The sequence below is a fragment of the Mucilaginibacter pankratovii genome (assembly GCF_014773265.1).
In the GTDB taxonomy this organism is placed as follows: Bacteria; Bacteroidota; Bacteroidia; order Sphingobacteriales; family Sphingobacteriaceae; genus Mucilaginibacter; species Mucilaginibacter pankratovii.
Genome location: NZ_JACWMY010000007.1, coordinates 153624 through 176320, shown reverse-complemented (window position 1 = coordinate 176320; position 22697 = coordinate 153624). Strand labels below are relative to the sequence as shown.

At 46.4% G+C, this 22697-nt stretch carries 10 protein-coding genes and 3 tRNA genes; 4 read left to right on the top strand and 9 right to left on the bottom strand.

Going from position 1 to position 22697, the window contains the following annotated elements; all coding sequences use genetic code 11:
- Positions 1–221: 221 nt before the first annotated feature.
- Positions 222–2774 carry a BamA/TamA family outer membrane protein gene (locus IDJ77_RS14990; protein WP_191189780.1) on the top strand — a complete coding sequence of 851 codons (2553 nt, stop codon included), beginning with the start codon at positions 222–224 and terminating at the stop codon, positions 2772–2774.
- Between the two features lie 34 nt (positions 2775–2808).
- Here IDJ77_RS14990 and IDJ77_RS14985 read toward each other — a convergent pair whose 3' ends face one another.
- Positions 2809–3702 (bottom strand): bestrophin family protein, encoded by an 894-nt coding sequence (locus tag IDJ77_RS14985; protein ID WP_191189779.1) that lies wholly within the window; start codon positions 3700–3702, stop codon positions 2809–2811.
- 324 nt (positions 3703–4026) lie between these two features.
- Between IDJ77_RS14985 and IDJ77_RS14980 the strand changes: the two genes are divergently transcribed.
- Together IDJ77_RS14980 and IDJ77_RS14975 are read left to right on the top strand one after the other, a co-directional pair.
- Positions 4027–5607 carry a TROVE domain-containing protein gene (locus tag IDJ77_RS14980; protein WP_191189778.1) on the top strand — a complete coding sequence of 527 codons (1581 nt, stop codon included), beginning with the start codon at positions 4027–4029 and terminating at the stop codon, positions 5605–5607.
- 1503 nt (positions 5608–7110) lie between these two features.
- The gene (locus tag IDJ77_RS14975) at positions 7111–8517 is read left to right on the top strand and encodes a hypothetical protein (RefSeq protein WP_191189777.1); all 1407 of its coding nucleotides are present in this window, start codon (positions 7111–7113) and stop codon (positions 8515–8517) included.
- Positions 8518–8701: 184 nt separating this feature from the next.
- On the opposite strand, the gene IDJ77_RS14970 is transcribed toward IDJ77_RS14975, so the two are convergent.
- From IDJ77_RS14970 to IDJ77_RS14950, 5 genes are all read right to left on the bottom strand, one after another.
- Positions 8702–8778 (bottom strand) — tRNA-Asn (locus IDJ77_RS14970).
- A 5-nt stretch (positions 8779–8783) separates the two neighbouring features.
- Positions 8784–8857: transfer RNA gene (locus tag IDJ77_RS14965), tRNA-Ile, on the bottom strand.
- 11 nt (positions 8858–8868) lie between these two features.
- Positions 8869–8941: transfer RNA gene (locus tag IDJ77_RS14960), tRNA-Pro, on the bottom strand.
- A gap of 208 nt (positions 8942–9149) precedes the next feature.
- A complete protein-coding gene (locus IDJ77_RS14955; RefSeq protein ID WP_191189776.1) occupies positions 9150–12998 on the bottom strand; it encodes a hybrid sensor histidine kinase/response regulator in 3849 nt (1282 codons plus the stop codon).
- 137 nt (positions 12999–13135) lie between these two features.
- A complete protein-coding gene (locus IDJ77_RS14950; RefSeq protein WP_191189775.1) occupies positions 13136–13732 on the bottom strand; it encodes an HD domain-containing protein in 597 nt (198 codons plus the stop codon).
- Between the two features lie 154 nt (positions 13733–13886).
- Here IDJ77_RS14950 and IDJ77_RS14945 point away from each other — a divergent pair, with 154 nt between their 5' ends.
- Positions 13887–16937 carry a glycoside hydrolase domain-containing protein gene (locus tag IDJ77_RS14945; RefSeq protein ID WP_224751112.1) on the top strand — a complete coding sequence of 1017 codons (3051 nt, stop codon included), beginning with the start codon at positions 13887–13889 and terminating at the stop codon, positions 16935–16937.
- Between the two features lie 459 nt (positions 16938–17396).
- On the opposite strand, the gene IDJ77_RS14940 is transcribed toward IDJ77_RS14945, so the two are convergent.
- From IDJ77_RS14940 to IDJ77_RS14930, 3 genes are all read right to left on the bottom strand, one after another.
- A complete protein-coding gene (locus IDJ77_RS14940; RefSeq protein WP_191189774.1) occupies positions 17397–19385 on the bottom strand; it encodes a response regulator in 1989 nt (662 codons plus the stop codon).
- A gap of 651 nt (positions 19386–20036) precedes the next feature.
- A complete protein-coding gene (locus IDJ77_RS14935; RefSeq protein WP_191189773.1) occupies positions 20037–20984 on the bottom strand; it encodes an NHL repeat-containing protein in 948 nt (315 codons plus the stop codon).
- A gap of 132 nt (positions 20985–21116) precedes the next feature.
- On the bottom strand, positions 21117–22178 hold the full coding sequence (locus IDJ77_RS14930) for a hypothetical protein (RefSeq protein ID WP_191189772.1): 1062 nt from the start codon (positions 22176–22178) through the stop codon (positions 21117–21119).
- Positions 22179–22697: the final 519 nt, after the last annotated feature.

The window sequence follows — 22697 nt, the reverse complement described above, 5'->3', positions numbered from 1 at the left end:
GGTTAGTTTAACGTTTTAAATATAATGGATTTACGGGGTCTGTTAAAATGTTTTGGGGCTTTTTTTATGCGATACTCCGAACTTTTGACTTAATACTCCAGACTTAATACTCCCTTTACCTTCCCGTAACAAAATTGTACCTTTACCAAGGTTACATAACAAACGCGCATAGCGTATATTATGTAGCCTGCCTTTAGTTCCTAAACGCCCCCGTATTACCTATGACTTATAAACGGCTATTTGTAAGCGCCCTGTTTTTGTTATTAACGCATCTTGCCTTTTCGCAGCAGGTAGCCCTGCCGGATAGTATCACCATCGCCATTAACCCCAAATTTGATAAAGCCGGCAAAGTAACGCGGTTCTTCCTGGGTACCAATTACCGCAAGGTTTGGGCGCAGCAGGTAAAGATGCCGGTGTTCCACCTCGATAAAGAAAAAGGCGGCTTAAAAATCACCGGTACTGGCGGCGGCAACCAAACTACTTCGTTACAACTGGAGGATTCATCGGGCCGCAAATGGGTGCTGCGGTCGGCCAACAAAACCACCTCGCGCGATCAGCCAAAGATCTACAAGAACACCCTGGTAGAGGATATTATGCTGGATGCCGGCTCCATCGGCCACCCATGGTCGGCACTGGCGGTACCGCCTATGGCGCAGGCGCTGGGCATTAACCATAGCAACCCGCGCATGGTTTACCTGGGCGATGACCCGCAATTAGGCAAATACCGCAACGAGTTTGCCAACCATATTTACATGTTTGAAGAACATGGCCCTGCAGATGGCAGCAAAGATTATAAAACCGAAAAAGTACAGGAGAAACTGGAAGAGGATAACGATAAAAAAGCCGACCAGAAACTCATCCTCCGCGCACGGATCCTGGATATGATCATGGGCGATTGGGACCGCCACGGCGGCCAGTGGAAATGGACCAGGGGCAACGACTCTGCCAAAAACATTTACGAGCCCACCCCCGGCGACCGCGACAAGGTTTTTTACACCACCGGTGGCGCCATCTTTACTGTAATGGCCCTGGCCAAACCCAACCTGCAACCCTATACCGATCATATCCGCCGGGTGGACCTGTGGAACTATAACACCGTTAGCTTCGACCTGTATTTTTTGAACCAGCTGAATCAGAAGGACTGGGAGGACGAGATAGCCTACGTGCAAAAAACGCTTACCGATAGCCTGGTTACCCGCGCCGTAAAGCTGATGCCGGCCAATGTGTATGCAGTATCGGGCCCGCGCATCCTTAAAACATTTTTTAAACGGCGCGACGGTATTAAAAAATACGCCATGAAGTACTACCGTTTTTTGGCGCAGATAGTGGATGTACCCGCATCGGACAAGGACGAGCATTTTACCATTAACACCCAAAAGGATGGCGATGTAGAAGTCACCATTAACAAGATAAAAAAGGATGGCAGCACTGGCAAGGTTATTTACCAGCGCACATTTAAAGATAAGGTTACCAGGGATGTGCGCCTGTATGGGTTAGGCGGTAAAAACAGTTTTGACGTTACCGGCAGTAACCCAACGCCCATTAAGGTGCGCATGATAGGCGGCACCGATACCGACACTTACCATATAGATACCGCGCTGAACAACCGCAGAAACCTTTACGTTTACGATCTGCGCGGCCCGGGCAACAGCCTGCCAACATCCAGCGAAGCGCACCTTAAATTATCTAACGATACCGCCATAAACGCTTACAAACGCCCCGAAAACAAGTACACCACCTACACGCCCATTGTGGGCATTGGTTACAGTACCGAGGATGGCCTGCAACTGGTAGGCGGCCTTGGGCTTACGCAATACAGTTTCCGTAAGGATCCTTACCGCAACACACAGCAACTGAAGGTGAACTATACGCTCAGTAAGAAATCGTTCATTGTGGCCTATAGCGGCATTTTTAAAAGCGTTTGGGGCAAAACAGATCTGCTGGTAAACGTTACCGAACGCGGCCCGCGCAACACCAACAACTTCTTCGGCCTGGGCAACGTGGGCGAATATGACGACCACCAGGAATTTTACTACTACCGCAACCGCTACGATTATGCGGTTGCCGACGTTCGCCTGGCGCATAAATTTGATAAATGGCAGCTAAGCGGCGGTCTTATCACCGAGTTCTATACCGCATCGCGCGCGCATAACTCCGATCACTTTTTTAAACAGTACGACCAGGAACACCCCGAAGAACGCCTCTTCAACGCCAAACTGTACGAGGGCGTTATTGGCGGGGCTGTTTACGATACGCGTAACAACCAAACCTTCCCCAGCAAAGGCGTAACATGGCGCACCACGGTAAACGGCCTTACCGGGCTCAACGTGGGCGGGCATAGCAGCGCTTCCATCCTATCTACCTTTAGCTTTTTTGTTCCGATAAAAGACTCTACCATTGTGCTGGCCAACCGCACCGGCGCCGGGCATATTGTGGGCAATGGCGAGTTCTTCCAGATGATGAACCTGGGCGGGCTAACCTTGCAGGGCTTTCACACCAGCCGTTTTATAGGGCACACGGTGGCCTATAATAACCTGGAGCTGCGCGCCAAACTATTCAATTTCAATGCCTATGTATTAGCCTCATCGTTCGGCCTGGTAGCCTTTAACGATGCCGGGCGCGTGTGGCTCAAAGGCGAAAACTCCAATACCATACATGATACCTACGGCGGCGGCATCTTCCTCACCCCTTACAACGCCTTCCTGCTGCAGGCCGTTCTGGGTAAAAGCTCTGATGGGTATTTAAGCTACATCACCGTAGGATTTAGGTTTTAAGGCCAAGCCAGTTTCTCATCTTAATTAAGGTTGTTTACATCAAATAAAACTCGTTAGCCGGATGCGGGTTTGGTACATCTGTCTCCTTCAGCAATTGTTTAATATTGATCTCTATAGTGGTGGCGATAGCCGTCATGGCCGTATCGGTTGGTTTGTTGCTAAACGGATCTTGCAGATGCGTAGCAGTGCGCTCCAGCAGGAAGAAGAATGATGCGATAATAAGCAACAACGGGATCTCGAAATAACCGGCCACGTTACGCAATGATATAGAAAGCGCTATAATAAACACATAGATGATCGTGTGCAGAAACAGCCTGTAAGTAACCGGGAACACCGTGCTTTTAATACGTTCGGCCATACCCATCCAATTGGTAAAGTTTACCATGGTGTTGTTTAATTGCACATGGCTGAAAACATCCAGTTGGCCTTCTTCACGCAGTTGGCGCAGGTCGGCAGTGTTTTGTTGCAAAATGCCTAACGGTTTATTGGTATGCCCTTCAAGCGACCTCAGGTCTGCGTGGCTTAAATATTTACCGATGCTGTCAACGGGCTCCAGCCCTCTCAGGCTGCGACCCAGGCAATAGCACCAGGCAATTTGCCGTAAAGCCATTTGTTTGATGGTTTGTTCATTCCCTGCCCCCAAAAACGATTGCAGCTGCAAAACAAAGTTACGCGAGTCGTTTACAATGCCGCCCCAGATCTTACGGGCTTCCCACCAGCGATCGTACGATTGCGAGAGTTTAAACGACAGGATAACTGAAATAGCCGTACCAATAAATGTGGGTATGGTAAGCGGCATTTCGGGAAGCAGGTGCTCAAACCTGGTTGTTAAAAAGTATACAATGAGGGTAATGGTTGCTACGTAGATGAGTTCGAGCTTGATCTTATTGAATAGATAGGAAAGAGGTGGTCGTTTATTTAAAAGCATAACATTTCATTTTTATTCGTCACTGCCTTATCAAGCCAAATGCCAAAATCTGCCAAATGCCAAAATTTCGGTGAAGCGGTGAAGAATTTTCAGATTTGCTACAAACAGGTAGTTATTTACCACGACACATTAACCTAAGAGAGGCTCTAAAAACGTTGTCTCACTACATTATCCCCACCAATAAACTAATGAACAAGTGAAACTAATGAACCAATAAACTAAACTATTTTCAAAAAAATTAAAATAAATTTCTACTGCGCAAATACACTGCGCAGTGGGTATCAACCTTTGTATCACAAAAACAAAAGAAGGGAGGTTCCCACAATGAAATTTAACTTAATAAACAGGCTAACAAAACAGGTAACAAACCATGCAGGCGCAGCGGCGTACGTGCTAAGCCCCGAAATGGAGCTTTACGCGGCCGTGGTTACCTGGAGCCTGAACGATTCGTTCTACGAAAAGAACGATGAGCGTTTAACCCGACTGCGCCAGCTGATGAACCAATGCAAGCCCGAGTTTGTGGGTAAGCTGGCGGTTTATGCAAGGCAGAAGATGTACATGCGATCGGTACCGTTGGTGCTGGTTACCGAACTGGCTAACCTGCACAGTGGTGATGACCTGGTAGCACGTGTTACCGCCGGCGTGGTAAACCGTGCCGACGAAATAACCGAGCTATTGGCTTGCTACGAAATGATGAACCAGCGTACCGGCACTAAAAAGCTGAACCGCCTGAGCAAGCAATTGCAAAAAGGTTTGTCGGCAGCGTTCAACAGCTTCGACGAGTACCAGTTTGCCAAGTACAACCGCGATGGCGCTATTAAGTTAAAGGATGCTTTGTTTTTGGTTCACCCTAAGGCAAAGGATACCGCGCAGCAGGAACTGTTCAACAAAATAGTTGCCGGTACCCTGCAAACGCCCTACACCTGGGAAACGGAGTTATCTGCCCTCGGTCAGCTGAATTACGATAGCCAGGAAGCAAAGGCAGCGGCTTTCCGCAACAAGTGGGAAGAACTGATCTTTAGCGGCAAGCTGGGTTACATGGCGCTGCTGCGTAACCTGCGCAATATAATGGAAGCGGGCGTAAGCTACGCATCGTTTGAGCAGGTTTGCGCTACATTGGCAGATGCCGATAAAGTGGCAAAGGCAAAGCAGTTTCCGTTCCGTTACCTGGCGGCATACCGTGAGTTGCTGGCAACAGATAATGCATCGCCGGTGAAGGCACTGGGCAATAAAATAAGCTACCTGCTAAGCGGCAACAAGGGTTACACCGGCGAACTGCTGGATGCCCTGGAAAAAGCCGTAGCGGCGAGCGCAGTAAACATAAAAGGCTTTGGTGCCGATACCAGCGTGCTGCTGGCCTGCGATGTATCGGGTTCGATGCAGAAACCGGTTTCGGCACGCTCTAAGGTGTTGTTGTTCGATATAGGTTTGATGTTGGCCATGCTGCTGCAATCGCGTTGTAAAAACGTGCAGGTGGGTATGTTTGGCGATACCTGGAAAACCATCACCGTACCGCGCAGCAATGTGCTGGCCAACGTGCAGGCATTTTACCAGCGCGAAGGTGAGGTGGGTTATAGCACCAACGGCTACCTGGTAATAAACGACCTGCTGCGTAACCGCGTACAGAAAGACAAGGTGATGCTATTTACCGACTGCCAGCTGTGGAACAGCAATGCAAACAGCCTGGCCAACATACAAACCCTGTGGGGCCAGTATAAGGCACAAGTGGCACCGGGTGCAAAGCTGTACCTGTTCGATTTGGCGGGTTACGGTCAATCGCCGCTGCGTGTACCGCAAAAGGATGTTTATTTGATAGCCGGCTGGAGCGATAAGGTTTTTGATGTGTTAGCAGCATTAGAAAACGGCGAAACCGCGCTGGATGTAATAAACCAAACAGAAATATAAAAACAAAGTATGGGGTTGCTAACGCCCCATACTTTTAAAAAGAAATTTAAAACATAAGGATGCCGTAGAAACGGGTTACTTCGTCGCCATTTAGGGGAGGGCATTGTGGCGCAAGCTGTGATGGAGGTTCGAGTCCTCGCTTGACAGTCCCCATTCCCGCGTTCGCCTGTTGCTCCTTATAAAAAAATAAAGAAGGTGTCGTAAACGAGTGTTACTTCGCGATTCCAAACTGGAACGCCGGTTCGAGTCCGGCCCCGTAAGGGTAGTTTAGATGGTTAGAACACAGAGCAAAAAAGGCACTTATTGCTTGTAACCCTTCTTGCCCCCCAGCCCCCTGAAGGGGGAGCTTTTGAAAAGCCTGGTATTGCATACCCTTAAATATATTCCCCCTTCAGGGGGTTAGGGGGCTTAAAATAATAAAGAAGGTGCCGTAAATGAGCGTTACTTCGCTTGGGACGCTGCGGTTGCCGGTTCGAATCCGGCCCCTTGCAAAAGGGTAGCTCAACTGGATAGAGCACAGAATTGTGCGCTCATTGATTTTTGCCCTTCTTTTAAAAAGAAATTAAAGACATAAAAAGGTGTCGTAAATAAGTGATACTTCGATTTAACCCCGGGGTGGCCGGTTCGAATCCGGTCTGCGGTGAGCACATCCCGCAGTAGCTCAGATTTGGTAGAGCATGGGACGCCGCAAGGCCGTAACAACACTTATTGTTTTTTACCCTTTTTATAAATTATTAAAAATAGAGGCATAGCCCTAAAAAATATAAAGAGATGCCGTAGCGCCGCGTTACTTCGCCAGTCACGCAAACACAAAAAACGCAGATCGAATGTTGCTCTCTTTTGCTATTTGATTTCGGAGGCTTTTTGGCTGCGCCGGGAGCGATATGGTGCCGTAAATAAGTAATACTTCGTTAGGCGCCCGCGGGGATGAGATCTCCCCCGGGCATACAAGTACTTATTGTTTTTTGCCCTGTAGCTCCCGGCATTGTTGCCGGGACGGAATTAGAAGAATTAAAGGTGCCGTAAACCAGTGATACATCGGTTAGAACATCCCGGAAGGGAAGGACGCTGGTTCAAATTCAGCCAGTGATTAATTTCACGTAGTAGTTCAGAAAAAAAACCTCACCGGTTGCTTTTAGCCCTTTAACAAAAGATGCCGTAAGTGTGTGATACTTCGCCGGTTGAACCCGTGTAAAACGGGAAGGTTCGAATCCTTACATGCATACACTGCTTGTCGCTCTTTTGCTTTTTATTGAGAATATAATTTAAATGTGTATCCTTCCTTGAATAGTTAACCATTGAGTTATTTTGGCTAACTTTAAGATTTATAGCCTCATAATGACCTTAGCAACCGACCTTATTAACGCATGAATAGTTAGCCCCGAAGATCAGGTTTACTTAACCACAAAACTTCAGGAAAATGATAATCTGTTACGAGCGCTTCACTATTTTTTTGAAAGCAAGGTTTTTACACGCCCTACCGAAGGCGGCTTTGTTTATAGTATGAACCTATCCATTGATTATGATAGTCTAAAAACAAAAGAAGATCCCAGCACGTACGAGACCCTCCTTGATATCATACTTAAACATGGGGTGATAACAAAACAGGTTTATAAAAAATTAAACCCTTTTAAATTACCGGGAAACAAACATACATACCTGGGTGCAATGTATATGGCCTTGCAGATAGACGCTTTCTACCGCGACTTTACCCTCGATAATCAGTTGGACTTTATGAAGCAATTAAAGGGTAAAAATCCCCTTGGGCACGATGACATGATCGGGTACGTGAAACATGACCAATTGCAACAAGACATCCAAGCCGGCAAAGTTGAAACATACTTCGATTTTTTTGACTACGTTCATCGTAGTGACGCTATTGATATGGCTCTATATCAAAAACAACCAAAAAAGCTTCTTACAAAACTCAAAAACATAATTAATAAGCGCTGCTATGGGGCTTTCAAGATACTGGGCGTTACAATACTTGAAAAAAACTATCCTGGGGAAGCCGACAATTACGAAAGAAAAACAACGATAACCGTCGATACGGGCGCTCGAAAACACCAGCATAGCTACACGTTCCCCGTAAATGAAATTAGCGTTAAACATGTCGCATCCTTTATTTTGGAAAACATATTAGTTCTTGTAAATAAACTGTTGGCCGATTATAATTGCGACTACCGTTTTGCAAGCTTTACCAGTACACTAAATCATGAATTATTTCCTGCTCACCGAAACAAGCACGTTATATGCCCGCTAAGCAGGGAACAATACCAAATTTTTGACTTCACAAACGCGCAACAGAAATATCTGCATAGCAAGCCGGCGCATTTACTTTTATCTTATAACCTGCCTTTATCGTATACACATATCGAGTACGCTATTTATCATTTCAACCAATGTGGGCTATTGGCTCATCTGGATACAGAACAATTAGAAACAACAACTAACTCGTTATTTAATAGCACATATCAGCACACGGGAAACCTGATGGTCGCGTTTCCAGGACTTGTTGCCGCAGTCAACCAATACGTTACGCCGGGCCAAAACCCACATCTTGCCTTTTTAGAAGCGCTAAATGATATTTCGCATGGTATTTTAACCTTTACTGATATAGTTGATGGCTTGCCTGAAAATTTTGACTACGAAACCGATATGGAGTTTACTGTGTCATTTATGCTAAATGGACAGCAACACAATGTGGTCTGCCATCTGGCAAATAGTTATTTCGCTCACAGGCTGCTTCAATACGTAGCCAGTGAAATCATTCCGGAGCAATACCCGGATTATGCTTTGCTAAACGTTGTAGGCCCGGATTACGGACTACATTATATTATGTTGGCGACCAAGAAGCAAGCTACCTACTTAACAAAAATGAATCTGCTATTAACACGCCCCATATTTTAATACAGATTTTTCTTTACAAAACCCCATACCCCTCCCCTCCCGCTAAAAGCAGTTTTTTATAAAAAGCAAGCCCGAGAGCCCGCCCGAAAAATGGGTACACCTCACGTTTTCCCGCATGGATTTGAACCACAACCACCCGGCTCAAAACCGGGTGTGCTACCCTTGCACCACAGGAAAATAAAACCGGCCAGTGCGGGACTCGAACCCGCGACTGTTATACATCAATATTGAACCCCTGTTACCAAACTCAGGCAACCGGCCAGTTGTGGAAATAACAGGACTTGAACCTGTAACCGTCACCGTATAAGGGTGTTGCTCTAACCAATTGAGCTACATTTCCATCATAAAAAGTAGGGTAACCCGGACTTGAACCGGGAGCCTCTCGGTTCCAAACCGAGTAATCTGCCAATTGATATACTACCCTGAAATTTCGCCACAAAACAAAAGATCCCCTTAGGTAAGCCTAAGAGGATCTGCAGTATCTTGTAATATTTTTTACAATACGTACACCATCACCTCCGACTCATCGGGCGCTCTATGGGGAATTGTATTGCACTTGTTTTCATGGCACAATGATACACATTAATTTTAATAAATCAAGAAATTCTTTAATTATTTTTTTGAGGCGCCGGTTACAGCTCCACCGCCGGGCCGGCGCTGTCTTTAAAGGCTTTTTCCAGATGCACCAACAACTCGGCAAAGCCTAAGGGTTTTGAGATAAAGTAATTCATCCCCGCCTGCAGGCAGTTCAACTTATCCTCGGGCATGGCGCTGGCGGTCATGGCGATGATAACCGGCTGATGGCTATTTTGTTTGCGGATGAGCGCAGTGGCTTCCAGGCCGTCCATTTCGGGCATTTGCACGTCCATCAGCACCATATGGAATTTTTCTGCCTGCGTAAGCTCCAGCGCCTCGCGGCCATTATTTACGATAACCGGCTTGTAGCCAAACTTTTTTAATAACTGCCCTATCACTTTCTGGTTAATAAGGTTATCCTCGGCAACCAGGATGTTCATCGGGAATTTTTCGGCGAAATCCGCCGAAACCTTAACAGCCTCGGGTGCTGCTGTAGCCGGTGTTGCGGGTCCTTCCTGCCCTGCCTCGCATAATATGCTAAACAAAACATCGGTACCTTTATCCGGCACGCTTTCGATATTCATCGAACCGCCCAGCAGTTCAACAAGCCGCTCGCAAATTACCAGCCCAAGCCCCGTGCCGCCGTATTTGCGGGTGGTGGAAGAATCTCCCTGCGAAAAGGGCTTAAACAGGCGGGATAATTTATCGGGCGAGATACCCACGCCGGTATCCTTCACATCAAAAGCAAGCTTCAGGATGCCATCCTCCAGGTTTAGCAGCTTTACATTTACGGCCACATTGCCTTTTTTGGTGAATTTAATGGCGTTGCCCACCAGGTTTATCAATATCTGTTTCAGCCGGAGCCTGTCGCTTATTATTTTTTGCGGGATAGCGCTATCTATTGTGTGTTGTAAGCGGATATTGCTCTTGGCCGCCTGCCCGCTAAAAAGTTTCATCACCTCGGCAATACACTGCTTCAAGTCAAACTCGTGCTTGTCCAGCACCATCTCGCCCGATTCGATCTTCGAGAAATCGAGGATATCATTAATTACATTAATAAGGCTTTCGCCGCTGATGCGGATGGTTTCGGCGTATTCGCGCTGTTCGGGGTCCAGTTTTGTTTCGCAAAGCAGCGATGCCATACCCATAACGCCATTCATAGGCGTACGGATCTCGTGGCTCATGGTAGCCAGGAAAATACCTTTGGCTTTGTTGGCGCGCTCGGCATCCATCCGGGCATTAAGTTCCTGCTCGCGCTGCTCCAGCAATTCTTCCGATTGCGCTTTCAGCTCCTCGTTAATGGCGCTCAGTTCTTCAGATTGGTCCTGCAGTTCGTTCGCCTGTTTTTTTATTTCGGCGGTGCGCCGTTGTACCAGTCGCTCCAGTATGATCTTCTTTTTGCTTACCTCCATTAACCTAAAGCGGTAATACCCATAAAACGAAGCGATAAATAAAACGCCGAGCAGTACTTTAAACCAGGTTTGCATCCAAAAAGGCGCTACTATCACAATTTTTATAGTTGCGGGTGTATTGTTCCAAAATCCGTCGTTATTGGCGGCCTTTACTTTAAAGGTGTAGGTGCCGGGGTCTAAATTGGTGTAGGTAGCTTCGCGCTGCCCGTTAACGTAGTTCCATTCGTTTTCGAAGCCATCCAGCCGGTAGGCGTATTGGTTAAAATCAGAGAGGGTGTAATTTAGCGCAGTATACTCAATAGTAAATACCGATTGCTTATAATCCAACCGGATCTCCTTCGCCTGCGATATGGCCTGTTTAAGCGGCGATTTTGGGCCGATAGCAACGTTTTTGTTAAAAAGCTGAAAACCGCTGATGACTACCTGAGGCGCATGTGTATTAAGCGGTAAACGATGCGGGTTGATGATATTAAAGCCGTTTAACCCGCCAAAAAACAACCTGCCGGTACCTGTTTTTAAGCCCGCGCCGGTGTTGAATGCGGCAGCCTGCAATCCGTTGAGCGTAGTAAAATGCCTGAATTGGGCAGTACCGGGCTTAAAGCGGATAAGCCCGTTGGTTGTGCTCACCCAAATATAGCCAAGGTTGTCTTCCTGAATTGAGCCGATCATCGAATAAATGCCATCATTGGGGAAATGGTAAGCCACAAATTTGTTGCTCTTTTTATCAAAGCGGTTTAAACCGCCGCCCAGCGTGCCAATCCATAGGGTGCCTTTACTATCCTCAAAAATACTGGATATGGTATTATTCGTTAGGCCGGTATTAAATGATTTATAATGCTTAAAGGTGTTTGTTGCAGGGTTAAAAAGGTTGAGCCCGTTAAAAGTGCCTACCCATATCCTTCCCTCCTTGTCTTGATAAAGCGACCTCACATCATCATTACTAAGGCTATTGGCCGTATCGCGGATGTTGTACCGGTAACGTTTTACCACAGCACCGTTATGTATAACATTTACGCCGCCTTCATCCACCCCTACCCAAATATCACCCAGCCTATCCATCATCAGCGCAAAAATGTTCACATTGCTCACCTGGTTGGGCTTATCCCCCTTATCGTAGTGGGCCAGCCGCTTTGTTTTGCTATCCAGCACATCGAGCCCGCTGCCATAAGTGCCCACCCATATTTTTTGGTTCTTATCTTTTACCATGGCCAGCACCTTATCGCCGGTTATGCCCAAATTGTCGTGCGTAAAATCTTTGGTGACTTTATCAAAGTAGTTTATCCCGCCGCCATCGGTGCCTACCCATATCTCATTGCCCATATCGGCAAAGCAGAGGATGTGGTTGTTAGATAGCTGCCCCGGCCCCGGTTTTTCACTATAGAAATGCGGGAACGAGGAGATGTTGTTATTGTACCTGATAACGCCCGATCCGAAGGTGCCAACCCAAAGGATATTATCGCTCTCGAGCACATAGTTTACCGAATTTACCTTATCTAAAAACTTATTATAAGTATGATCGAACACCCCGGTGTTTTGATCCAGGCTTTCCAACCCCTCCTCGGTAGATACCCACAATTTGTTATTGCCTGCCCCTGCCAGCGCGAATACATTATTGTTTACGATGGCATTTTTATTGCCCGACTGCTTGGTGTAATGGCTGAACGTTTTGGTTTGCACATTAAAAAAATCGAGCCCCTTATCCTGGGTGCCCAGCCATAAATTGCCTTGTTTGTCTTTATAAATAGCACGCATATAGTTGCTGCCGGGGCTCTTGCTGTTAGCATCATGGTGCGCATACTGCGTAAACTTACCGGTTACCGTGTTTAAATTAAGCAGCCCGCCATCGGTAGCCAGCCACAATGTACCGGCGGGGCCATCTGTAAGAGCGTAGATATGATGCTCGGGGGTGTAATCGATATACGACTGGTACAAAAAATGCTTAAAGCGGTGCGTTTTTGCATCCATCAGGTTTAAACCCGAGGTGGTAGCCACCCAAAAATTACCCTTGCTATCGGTATACATGGCGCTAACGTCGTTACTGGATATGGCGCCGTCGTTTTTGCTATCCATCCCAAAATTACTGAACGATTCGGTATCGCGGTTATAAAGGCTCACGCCGCCGCCGGTGCCTATCCACAGGTTACCGGCGCTATCCTCGCCAATGGTAGTAATGTTGTTGCTTTTGAGAGAAGTTTTATCGGTGGTGTTACGGCGGTATACTTTTACGGTATAGCCATCGTACCTGTCAAGCCCGTCGTCGGTAGCAAACCACATGTAACCCTGCTTATCTTTAAAAATAAACTTCACATTACTGTGCGATAAGCCATCATTAATGGTGAGGCTGGTTTTATAGGCGTTTTGGTATTGCCCGTATGCCGCCGTTGTTTTAAAAAATAAGGCAAGGGCAAATAAACAGGCATAAGCAACAGCTTGCTTAAAAGCTACTACGGCCGACAGATCAACCCGAGAAAAAGGAATATTTTTTACCCCCATTTATTTTTAAAGTAGCAGTTTTAGGTTTAATAATTGGTCGGCAAAGTCTAACATCCGGAAAGGACCTTCTAAAACATTGTACGAAACGCGACAGATAAAGTTATGAAAATGAGCGCATAATTTAGGCTATATATTGTTTATTTGGGAAACTGAGCAAGCAATGCGTCGATATTATTGAGCTTATTTTTTTGCAATATGGTTTTGCCATATTGGGTAAAATAAGTATGCCGGGTAAGCAGGCTGATGTTGGATTGCCACCAGTCGCGGTCGGTATAGTTCTTTTTTAACCTGGCGGCCCACTCCATGCGCAGCAGGGCGGCGCGCTCGGGGTAGTCGGTAAGTGAGAAGTGCGACAGGTCGGCATCGCAAAGCACCTCTTCCATTAAATTTTGGGGGCTTTGCGGTATTTGCGTAGCAAGGATGCAACCGGAGACCTTGGCGATGAATTTTTCGTCGGCACCCTGCTGTTTTAAAAAGGTGGCTGCTATGGCAATACTGTTGTCCTCGTGCCCGGCATAGGCGTAGCAGTACCCGGTATCGTGAAACCAGGCAGCTATCTCTACAATATTAGTTTCTTTTTTACCGAGGCCGGAGTTTTGGGCTATTTCTTTGGCAGCGTTTACCACACGTTCGGTATGCCGCAGATTGTGGAAATACATATCAGGCGACAGTTGGGCGCTTAGCAGTTCTCGTACGTAATTCTCGGCATCCGTTACTAATACTGCCCTGGCCATAAAAGCGTGTAGTTTTACGGCTAATTAGCCAAACATTCTGTAGAAAATTTGGATTTTCAATCAGGCCCGACCTTATGCAACGTTTATTGGATGCCCGGGCCTCTCCATAATTTTTTGTTAATTTGGGCTGTCAACGCTATTCAACATCAAGCTTATGCATCGTTTAATAAAGGCCCTCGCCCTGTTTTGTTTATTATGGTTTTTTGGCGGCAATGCCATCGCCCAAAATGTAAAATATGTAAACGGCAACAACAGCTGGGACCCCGATTCGCTGGGTAACCACCGCGCGGCGATAAGCGTGGCGGCAACAAGTCAGGCAAGCAAAGTGGTCATACCCTGGCGCAGACGCGACGACCCGACGAGCAAGCAAATTATAGTAGTGGATGCCAAAACCAGTAAGCGCATCCTAAATGTAAAGACTGAAAATATCTCCCGCGAGAGCGGTACCATTTACTTCGAGCCCACATCCGGCGCGGGGAAATACTATGTTTACTACATGCCCTATAAGGTAACGGCACGCAGCAATTACCCCAAGGCGGCCTACCTTCCGCTGAAAAACACAGCCTCGGAAGCATGGCTGGCCAAAACAAGCAAAGCCAAACCTGCCACCCTGCTCTATTTAGAAGCCGTAAACGCCATGAACAGCTTTTACCCCATGGAGGTGATAGCCACCAAAGCCGAGGTTACCGCGCTCGGCAAATCCAAAAAGCCCTACCTGGTTTTTGCCGAAGATAGGGAGCATCCCATTAAAATGACGCACGACCTGCCCCAGCGCTGGATCCAAAAAGGCGCTGCGCGGAAGTTTAGCGGTTCGGCGGCTAAAGGCGAGAATTATAGCTATCAGTTGGGCGTTTATGCGGTGGCTAAAGATTTGAAGAATGTACAGGTATTCTTTTACGACCTAAAGGATGCTAAGGGGCATACAATCGACAGCAGAAATATGAGCTGCCTCAATACGAGGGGAACAGCTTATGATGGTAGTTTTTTAGAAAAAAAGGTGGATATAGCCAAAAGCGATATACAGGCAATGTGGTGTTTGGTGGATGTACCGGAAAAAACTACAGCAGGCACGTATACAGGCAAGGTTGATGTTTATAGCAAGGGTGCCCCCACAACCACTATACCTATAAGCATAACCGTTAAAAACCAAACTGCCCTCAACGGCGGCGTAAACCATCCCGAACTGCAAACCCGCCTTACCTGGCTCAACTCTACCCTCGCGCAGCAAAATGAGGTAATAAAGCCTTACATACCGCTAAAAGTGGATGACAATACCATCAGCCTGCTTGGCCGCAAAGTAAGGCTGGATAAATTCGGTTTCCCCAAACAGATACAAACCTTTTTTACGCCCGAGATGACTAACCTGTCCTCCACTCCAAAAAACATCCTGGGCGAGGGCATCCATTTCCACATCACCGATGCCGCAACGCACAAAGATATAGCATTTGAACCCGGTTACTTGGTTGAATCGTTCGACTCAAAAACCGGCGAAAAATTAGGGGCGAAAATAATCGGTGGCGGGTATGCTGCCCCTTACGTTACGCCGGGCAAAATAAGCTGGAATAGCTATAATTACTCCGAAGCTATGACCATGGAGGTCGATGCCAGCATCGAATTCGACGGCTACATGAATTACTCTGTAAAGTTTACCGCCAACCAAGATATCTCCCTCGACGATATTAAACTCCACATCCCCTTTGATACCGCCGCCGCCAAATACCTGATGGGGCTGAACCAAAAAGGCGGCCTGCGCCCCGATACCCTCAATTGGAAATGGGACGTGGCTAAAAAGAACCAGGACGGCGCCTGGATTGGCGAAGTGAACGCCGGCCTGCAATACTCCCTGCGCGACGAGAACTACGTGCGCCCCCTCAACACCAACTTTTACCTGCAAAAACCGCTGCTGCTGCCAAACAGCTGGGGTAACGGCGGCAAGGGCGGTATCCTCATCGCTAAAAAGGGGAACAACATCCTGTCGGAAAATTACAGTGGGCCGCGTAGTATGAAAAAGGGCGATGTGCTGTGCTACAACTTCACGCTGCTGATCACGCCCTTTCACCCTATCAATTCCGATTTTCAGTGGAGCACGCGCTTTTACCACAAGTACAACAACCTGGATAGCATCAAAGCCACCGGCGCTACCGTAGTGAACATCCACCATGCTACGCCCATCAACCCTACCATCAATTACCCCTTCATCGCCCACAACGCCATGAAGCATTATATCGATTCGGCGCATCAACTGGGGCTGAAAGTTAAGATCTACAACACCGTGCGAGAGCTAAGCAACAGTGCCTACGAAACCTTCCCCATGCGCAGTTTGGGTCACGAGATCTACTCGCCCGGCAAGGGCGGCGGCTACTCCTGGCTGCAGGAACACCTGGGCGACGATTACATTGCCGCATGGTACGTGCCCGAAATTAAGGATGCCGCCATCGTAAACAGCGGCATGAGCCGCTGGCATAATTACTACGTGGAAGGCATGAACTGGCTGGTACAGAACGTAGGCATCGACGGCATTTACCTCGACGATGTGGCTTTCGACCGGATTACCATGAAGCGCATTAAACGCGTGCTTACACAGGATGGCCACCCCGGCATTATCGACCTCCACAGCGCCAACCAATACAACAAAAGCGACGGCTTTAACAACAGCGCCAACCTGTATATGGAGCACTTCCCCTACCTCAACCGCCTGTGGTTTGGCGAATACTTCGATTACGAAAAGAACTCCCCCGATTTCTTCCTCACCGAGGTATCGGGCATCCCCTTCGGCCTGATGGGCGAAATGCTGCAGGACGGCGGCAACCCATGGCGCGGCATGGTATACGGCATGACCAACCGGATGCCCTGGAGCGACAACGCCGACCCGCGCCCCATCTGGCAAGCCTGGGACCAATTTGGCATGCAAGGCAGCAAAATGATAGGCTACTGGGTGCCCAACAGCCCTGTAAAAACCAACAACCCCAAAGTACTGGCAACCGTGTATAAAAAGGCCAACAAGGCCCTCGTAGCCATTGCCAGCTGGGCCGACTCCGATACCAGCATCAAACTCAGCATCGACTGGAAGGCCCTCGGCATCGATCCCACAAAAGCCAAAATAACCGCCCAGCCTATCAAAAACTTCCAGCAGGCCAATATTTTTACCGAAGGCGGCGAGATCCCCGTAGCTAAGGGTAAGGGTTGGTTGCTGGTGGTGGAGTAGGTTGGGGAGTGGTGAGTAGGGAGTTGTGAATGGGGGGGGGGTAGTGTAGCGTTGCTTTTTTCACTTCCCTCCTTGGGGAGGGGTGCGGCTGCCACAGCGCGCAAAGGCAGGGAGGGGTTTAGCCACCATGTAATAACTTGAAAAGCAAAGGCTTGCTACTTAGGTACCGATAGCCCCGTGTTCCCTCCAAGCCGCCGGTAGAAGCGGGCTTTCCGTACACCCGGGTTTAGGGTTGCTTTGTCCGTCCGTTTTAGGGAGCGGAATTTTAGTGACACTATCAGGACGATGGAAGCTAACAAATCATCCCTCTCCACCGCGTCATTGCGAGGAACGAAGCAATCCCCGATAAGCAGGTTAGCGAATATGCAAAGCGGCTACCTTGCAAGTGGGCCACAAGCGAGGACGCTTGCGGCAGCGGGGGATCACCTCCCGGCAGCCTCATCTCCCACTGGTCGAAGTTTACTGAGTCCTAACTTCTAAGTGCTTAAATATTTTGGCGTATAACTCGTTTTTATCAAATGGCTTCGAAACAAAATCGTTCATTCCTGTTTCTAAACAATGGTCTAATTCTCCTTTAATGATGTGTGCGGTCATAGCTATAATTGGTATATTCTTTTTATATGAGCTTAGTTCGCGGATTTTTCGGGTAGCCTCATAACCATCCATCTCAGGCATCTGTATATCCATCAGGATAATATCGAAATCCTGATGCTCATATTTATTTAAAGCTATTAATCCATTTTCAGCCACCTCAGTTTCAAACCCCTGATTTTTGAGCACTTTTATCACCAGCTTTTGATTTATCAAATTGTCTTCTACCACTAAAATTTTTATACCACGTCCACTTTGGTTTATCGTTGAGGTTTTAACGGGCACAGAGGTTTGTATTTCGGCCTTAAATTTTAAAAATTGTAACCTGAAATGGAATTCAGAACCGATTCCGGGTTCGCTATTTACAAAAATCAACCCATTCTGTAATTCAATTAGTTGCTTTACAATACTGAGCCCTAATCCAGCCCCTCCGTATTTACGCGCAGTGTCATTAGTAGCCTGCTCAAAGCTTTCGAAAATTTTAGCCTGTTTTTCTTTAGGGATACCGATGCCAGTGTCCTTAACGCTAAAATCCAATAAAACGCTATCGGCGTCGCCTTCGGCACAAATCACCGATATATATATACCTCCTTTTTCGGTGAATTTTATAGCGTTCGAGATCAGGTTTATCATTATCTGGTTCAGCCTTACAGAGTCTCCAAGTACTATTTCCGGAATTGCCTCATCTATGCTATAGGTAATTTCGATATCTTTTTTCCTGGTCTGCATCATTTTCACATTCAGGTAAATGATGTCCCTGATCCGGATAGGGATACTTTCAAAAACAATTTTACCTGCCTCCAATCTGGAAAAATCCAAAATGTCATTTAAAATAACCAATAGGTCATCACCCGATTTAATAATTATATGAATGTATTCCTGCTCCTCGTCGCCTTTTATCGTTTCTTCAAGCAGCTTCGCGAAACCAAGGATCGCGTTCATCGGGGTACGGATCTCATGGCTCATCTTAGCCAGAAACAACTGTTTGGTTTTTTCGGATGTTTCGGCTTTCTCCTTTTCTATTTTAAGTCTATCCTCTTTGTCTTTTAGTTCGTTTATATCATGCAAGCTGTGTTCAAGAGTATCGGTCATCTGGTTAAAAGAGGTGGCAAGCATGCCAATCTCATCTCCCGAATAAACTTCCACCCTGGTATGCAATAATCCCCGCCCAATCAATTTCGCTGCGTTTATTATCGCATTAACGCCCTTTTCAATGCCCCGGCTCACCGAAATTGTTATCAATATACTTGTTGTGCCTATCGTGAGCGACAAGGTTAACAAAACGCGCAACACGATGTTTTCGAGCCATCGAGCGCCCTCATCCAGGGTGTACGAAAATTCATCTTCAGATATCGTTACTTTTTTATTCAACTCTTCGGCCTGTACCATCAGCTTATCAATTTCCTGCTGAGAAACCTTTCCCGATCTTATCATGTTGTGCAGTTTATCGCCAAGCGCAATTAGCTGCTCCATTTTCATCTCCGCGTCGCCCCATGCAACAATAGCCTTTTGAAGATAGGAAATGTCATGAAAACGTACAATGAGGGATATCATACCGTCAACATTATCGGGGTGATTACGTCCTTCGATAAAGCCCTTACGCGCCACGTCAAAGTCGGGATGCGTTTTTTGCAGTTCCAGGCGGGTTTTGTTATCACCAAGCGGCACCTTTAAAAATTCACGGAATGCATGGAAGTGTTTTTCGTCGTGCGAATGCGAATAAGCAAATAAATTATAAACGGCATCTTTTTGTGCCTTTGACCATAAAGCCTCGCCATTTACAAAAGATCTGACTGAAGAAAGCGTACCCACTGCAAACCAAAGGGTACACAACTCAATTGTTACCAGCAAAGCCATTATGCCAACGTGAAATACAGCTTATTGGCTATCGTAATATCTCGTAGCTTCTTCTTCAGAAATGGAATCATCATCGGGAATGTGTTTTGCGTACTTTTTATCAAAAGACACCAACAAATTAACAGACGGCGAAATTCCTGTTATTTATCGATTCAGGTTTAGTGGTATAATTAGCAATCATTTCTACGCAATTGCTATTAGAAGGTTGTACATTCCTTTATGCGAATGCGATGTGGATCGGCCAGGGAAATTGGTTATTTTATGTGACTGATTTCTAAAGCTTTACACACTATCATGTGGCTTATTCAACTAAAGGTTCAAGTATTTATTCCGATTTGAATGGGATGGCTGTGGTTTACCACCCACTGATTGAAGTTTTTAAATCGAGCTAAAATGAAGCAAGCATTCTTCGTACGAAATGTTATTTTCAACAAAAAATGAGGCCACCTCCCGGCAGCCTCATCTCTCTTAAAACAATAGTCCAATTTTATTTCTTTACCGGCTTTGCGTTGGTATTTACCCTGGCGTTAGATGGGGAAAATAAAGCTGTTATTTTGTTAAGCTGAAAGCTTAACCTATTTCAGGTCTAAGCTATTTAACTTAGGCCCGTATGAAAGCAAAAGTATTGGCGCCTATGTACCTGCCTATTTCTCACAACGCAAACTTATTAACAGTATTTTTTGCTGTAGTAAAATAAATATACTTCTCGCTGTTGGATAAGGCTATGCCTACCACCTGTTGCCCGGTTAATATGGTTGTTATTACTTTTGGGAACTGCGAATTATTGCTGATCATCCTGATGTTCCCGCCATCTGCTACGTAAACTTTAAACCCATCGCGGCTGCTGGTAATACTGGTAATGTTAGTGAACGAAAAATCGGGGAATATAAGTGCCGACACACCCGACTTGGTATACTTAAACATCTTATTTACAGTGGCAAAGTATTTTACACCGTTATTACTGGTGCTTATGGCTATAAAGTTTTTTGCATCTCCTACGGTTAGGGCTTTAGGGCTCTCCCCGCCTAAGGTACTGGTTTCAAATATGGACGATTTGCCGGTATACCAAAAAGTTTTACCGGAGGGGTCCCTGTCAATACCGCCGTAGTTCTCGCTTGGGTTTTCGGCATAATAAGACGTTGGTGGGTTATCAAGCCATATTTCATGCCCGTCTACCGCGGCTATGGTACCATCCGCTGCTGCCGCAACATCAGTTGCTCCGTTAAAAGGATTGCCGCCGCCATCAGCAGGAAAAGGTACTGTAGTTACAACACTATCGTGCACGATTTTTCTGATGTAACCATGAAAATCTGCCACCAATAATGATGCGTCGGTATTTACAAAAATACCCGATGGCGATAAAAACCTCGCCTGCGAACCATTGCCATCAACCGCTGCGCTATTGCCCGCTTTGCCTGCAATAACCCGGTACATACCGCGCGCAAGCGGTTGTGAAAATGCAACGTCAACTAAATCCAGCTTCAAGGTATCTGACATTTTAGTTTCTTCCGAGCCTGACGATATAGCCTGAACCTGATCTTTTTTACAGGAGTATAAGCATGTTAATGCTACAACGCAACAAAGGACAATCTTTTTCATGCTTAGTTAATTTATCTTAAAACGGAATAATAGGCTATACAAGGCACACAATACAGGTACAGTGGCCGTATATCTGCAACCGCCTCGCCTGTACAACTGTCGGGTTGGATAGCAGCCGCTGACACGAACGTCTTACTTCAATATCAGTTCCCTTACCGTATGGCGGACATCGGTAAAATAAATGATATTTTCGCCTTTTGATAAAGCCAGGTTAAAGGCCCTCACGTTAGCCCCACCCCCAATACCATCGTGCCCATCATCAGGAGCGTTTGGCCCTACCAAACGCATTAACTTATTGTTCGAGATACTGTAAATGCTTCCGCCCGCTGCAACGTAAAGCGTGCGGCTATCTTTATTGGCGATAATATCTGAAATAGGTTCAAAATTAAAATTGGTGAATAACCGCGTAAGTTCGCCTGATGGCGTTAACTTATATATATGATTGCCGTTGATAACCAGGTATTTTACTTTATTGTACCCAATGTACATGCTTGATACGGTGCCCTGGCTATATTGAGGCTCGCCCGGCAGTGCCGAAGCTGGTATAAGATAAGGTTCCACCAGTTGGCCCGTTGGTAAAAGTTTCTCTATAAACCCGGTTAGCGCATTATTGCCGCCTATATTGAGGCCGAAAGTATAAAAGAAATCGTTATACGGGTCTTTAGCCAACGAACCATAGAAACCATTCCTGGTTACGGTAGTTACCGCTGCTTGCCCGTTGGGTTGCACTATCCAAAACTTTGCGGCGTTTTCCAGCGCTTTTATGGCCAATGTGCCATTCCTCCCCTGTTTTACAAAGTATGGCGCCTTAAGCGTCGACCCATCTGCCGCGTTCTGAAAATCCAAAGAAGTAACAACCCCATCAGTCGTAACTTTCCGTATTTTGTTATTTAACGGGTCGGGAACCAGCAAATCCCCCTCTTGCGTCATCTCGATACCCCAGGGATTTTCAAATAAAGCCTGTGTGCCTTTGCCGTCCTGGTAACCATATTCGCCAGTTTTGCCAGCAATGGTTAGCACCTGCCTGGGTTGATAACCATTGTTTATAACAGCAAGCTTAGGCTGGAAGTCGATGCTGGAATCTTGTACATTTAATCGACTTGCCTTATCATTAAGGTCTCCGTTGTTTTTTTTACAAGCTGTGTTAAGGGATACTAAAACACAAAAAAGCATCGCGTATTTCAATCGGTTCATTTGGTTTTCGTTTTGGTTAATTAAAGAGACGGTTTAAAAACCAAACCAGCACCAGGTTTTCGCCAAATGAAAAAAAGATGTGAAAAATGCTCAGATTGGGAACACAGGATGAACCACGTATCTTCCTTATTAACAACGTCTTCAAATTGGTCAAAGTTTGCAATCTCGGAAGTGGCCGTTTTTTTAGCATCGCTAAAGGCTTAAGCCCGGGAAAATTTTGGCTGGTAGCAATTTTTGTCAGAAAGTAAACCCAAGAATTGATTATGCCAGGTGGCCAATCAAACTTATTACCGGTTGCACAAAAAAGAAAGTTGCCTCCTATGCTTCACGGCTTCTACCCAAATGCGGCAGCGTTGGTCGGCAATGATTGTGGAAGAGATATAAAGCCCTCCACTGGTCGGAGTTTCCAACATCAATCTACAATGAATCAAGTATTCTTGAGAAACATACAAGCATTCGCTGTAAGCCTCACTATATGCGGACTTCCGCTCCTATCAGGTTTAGAGGGGAATGCCTGTA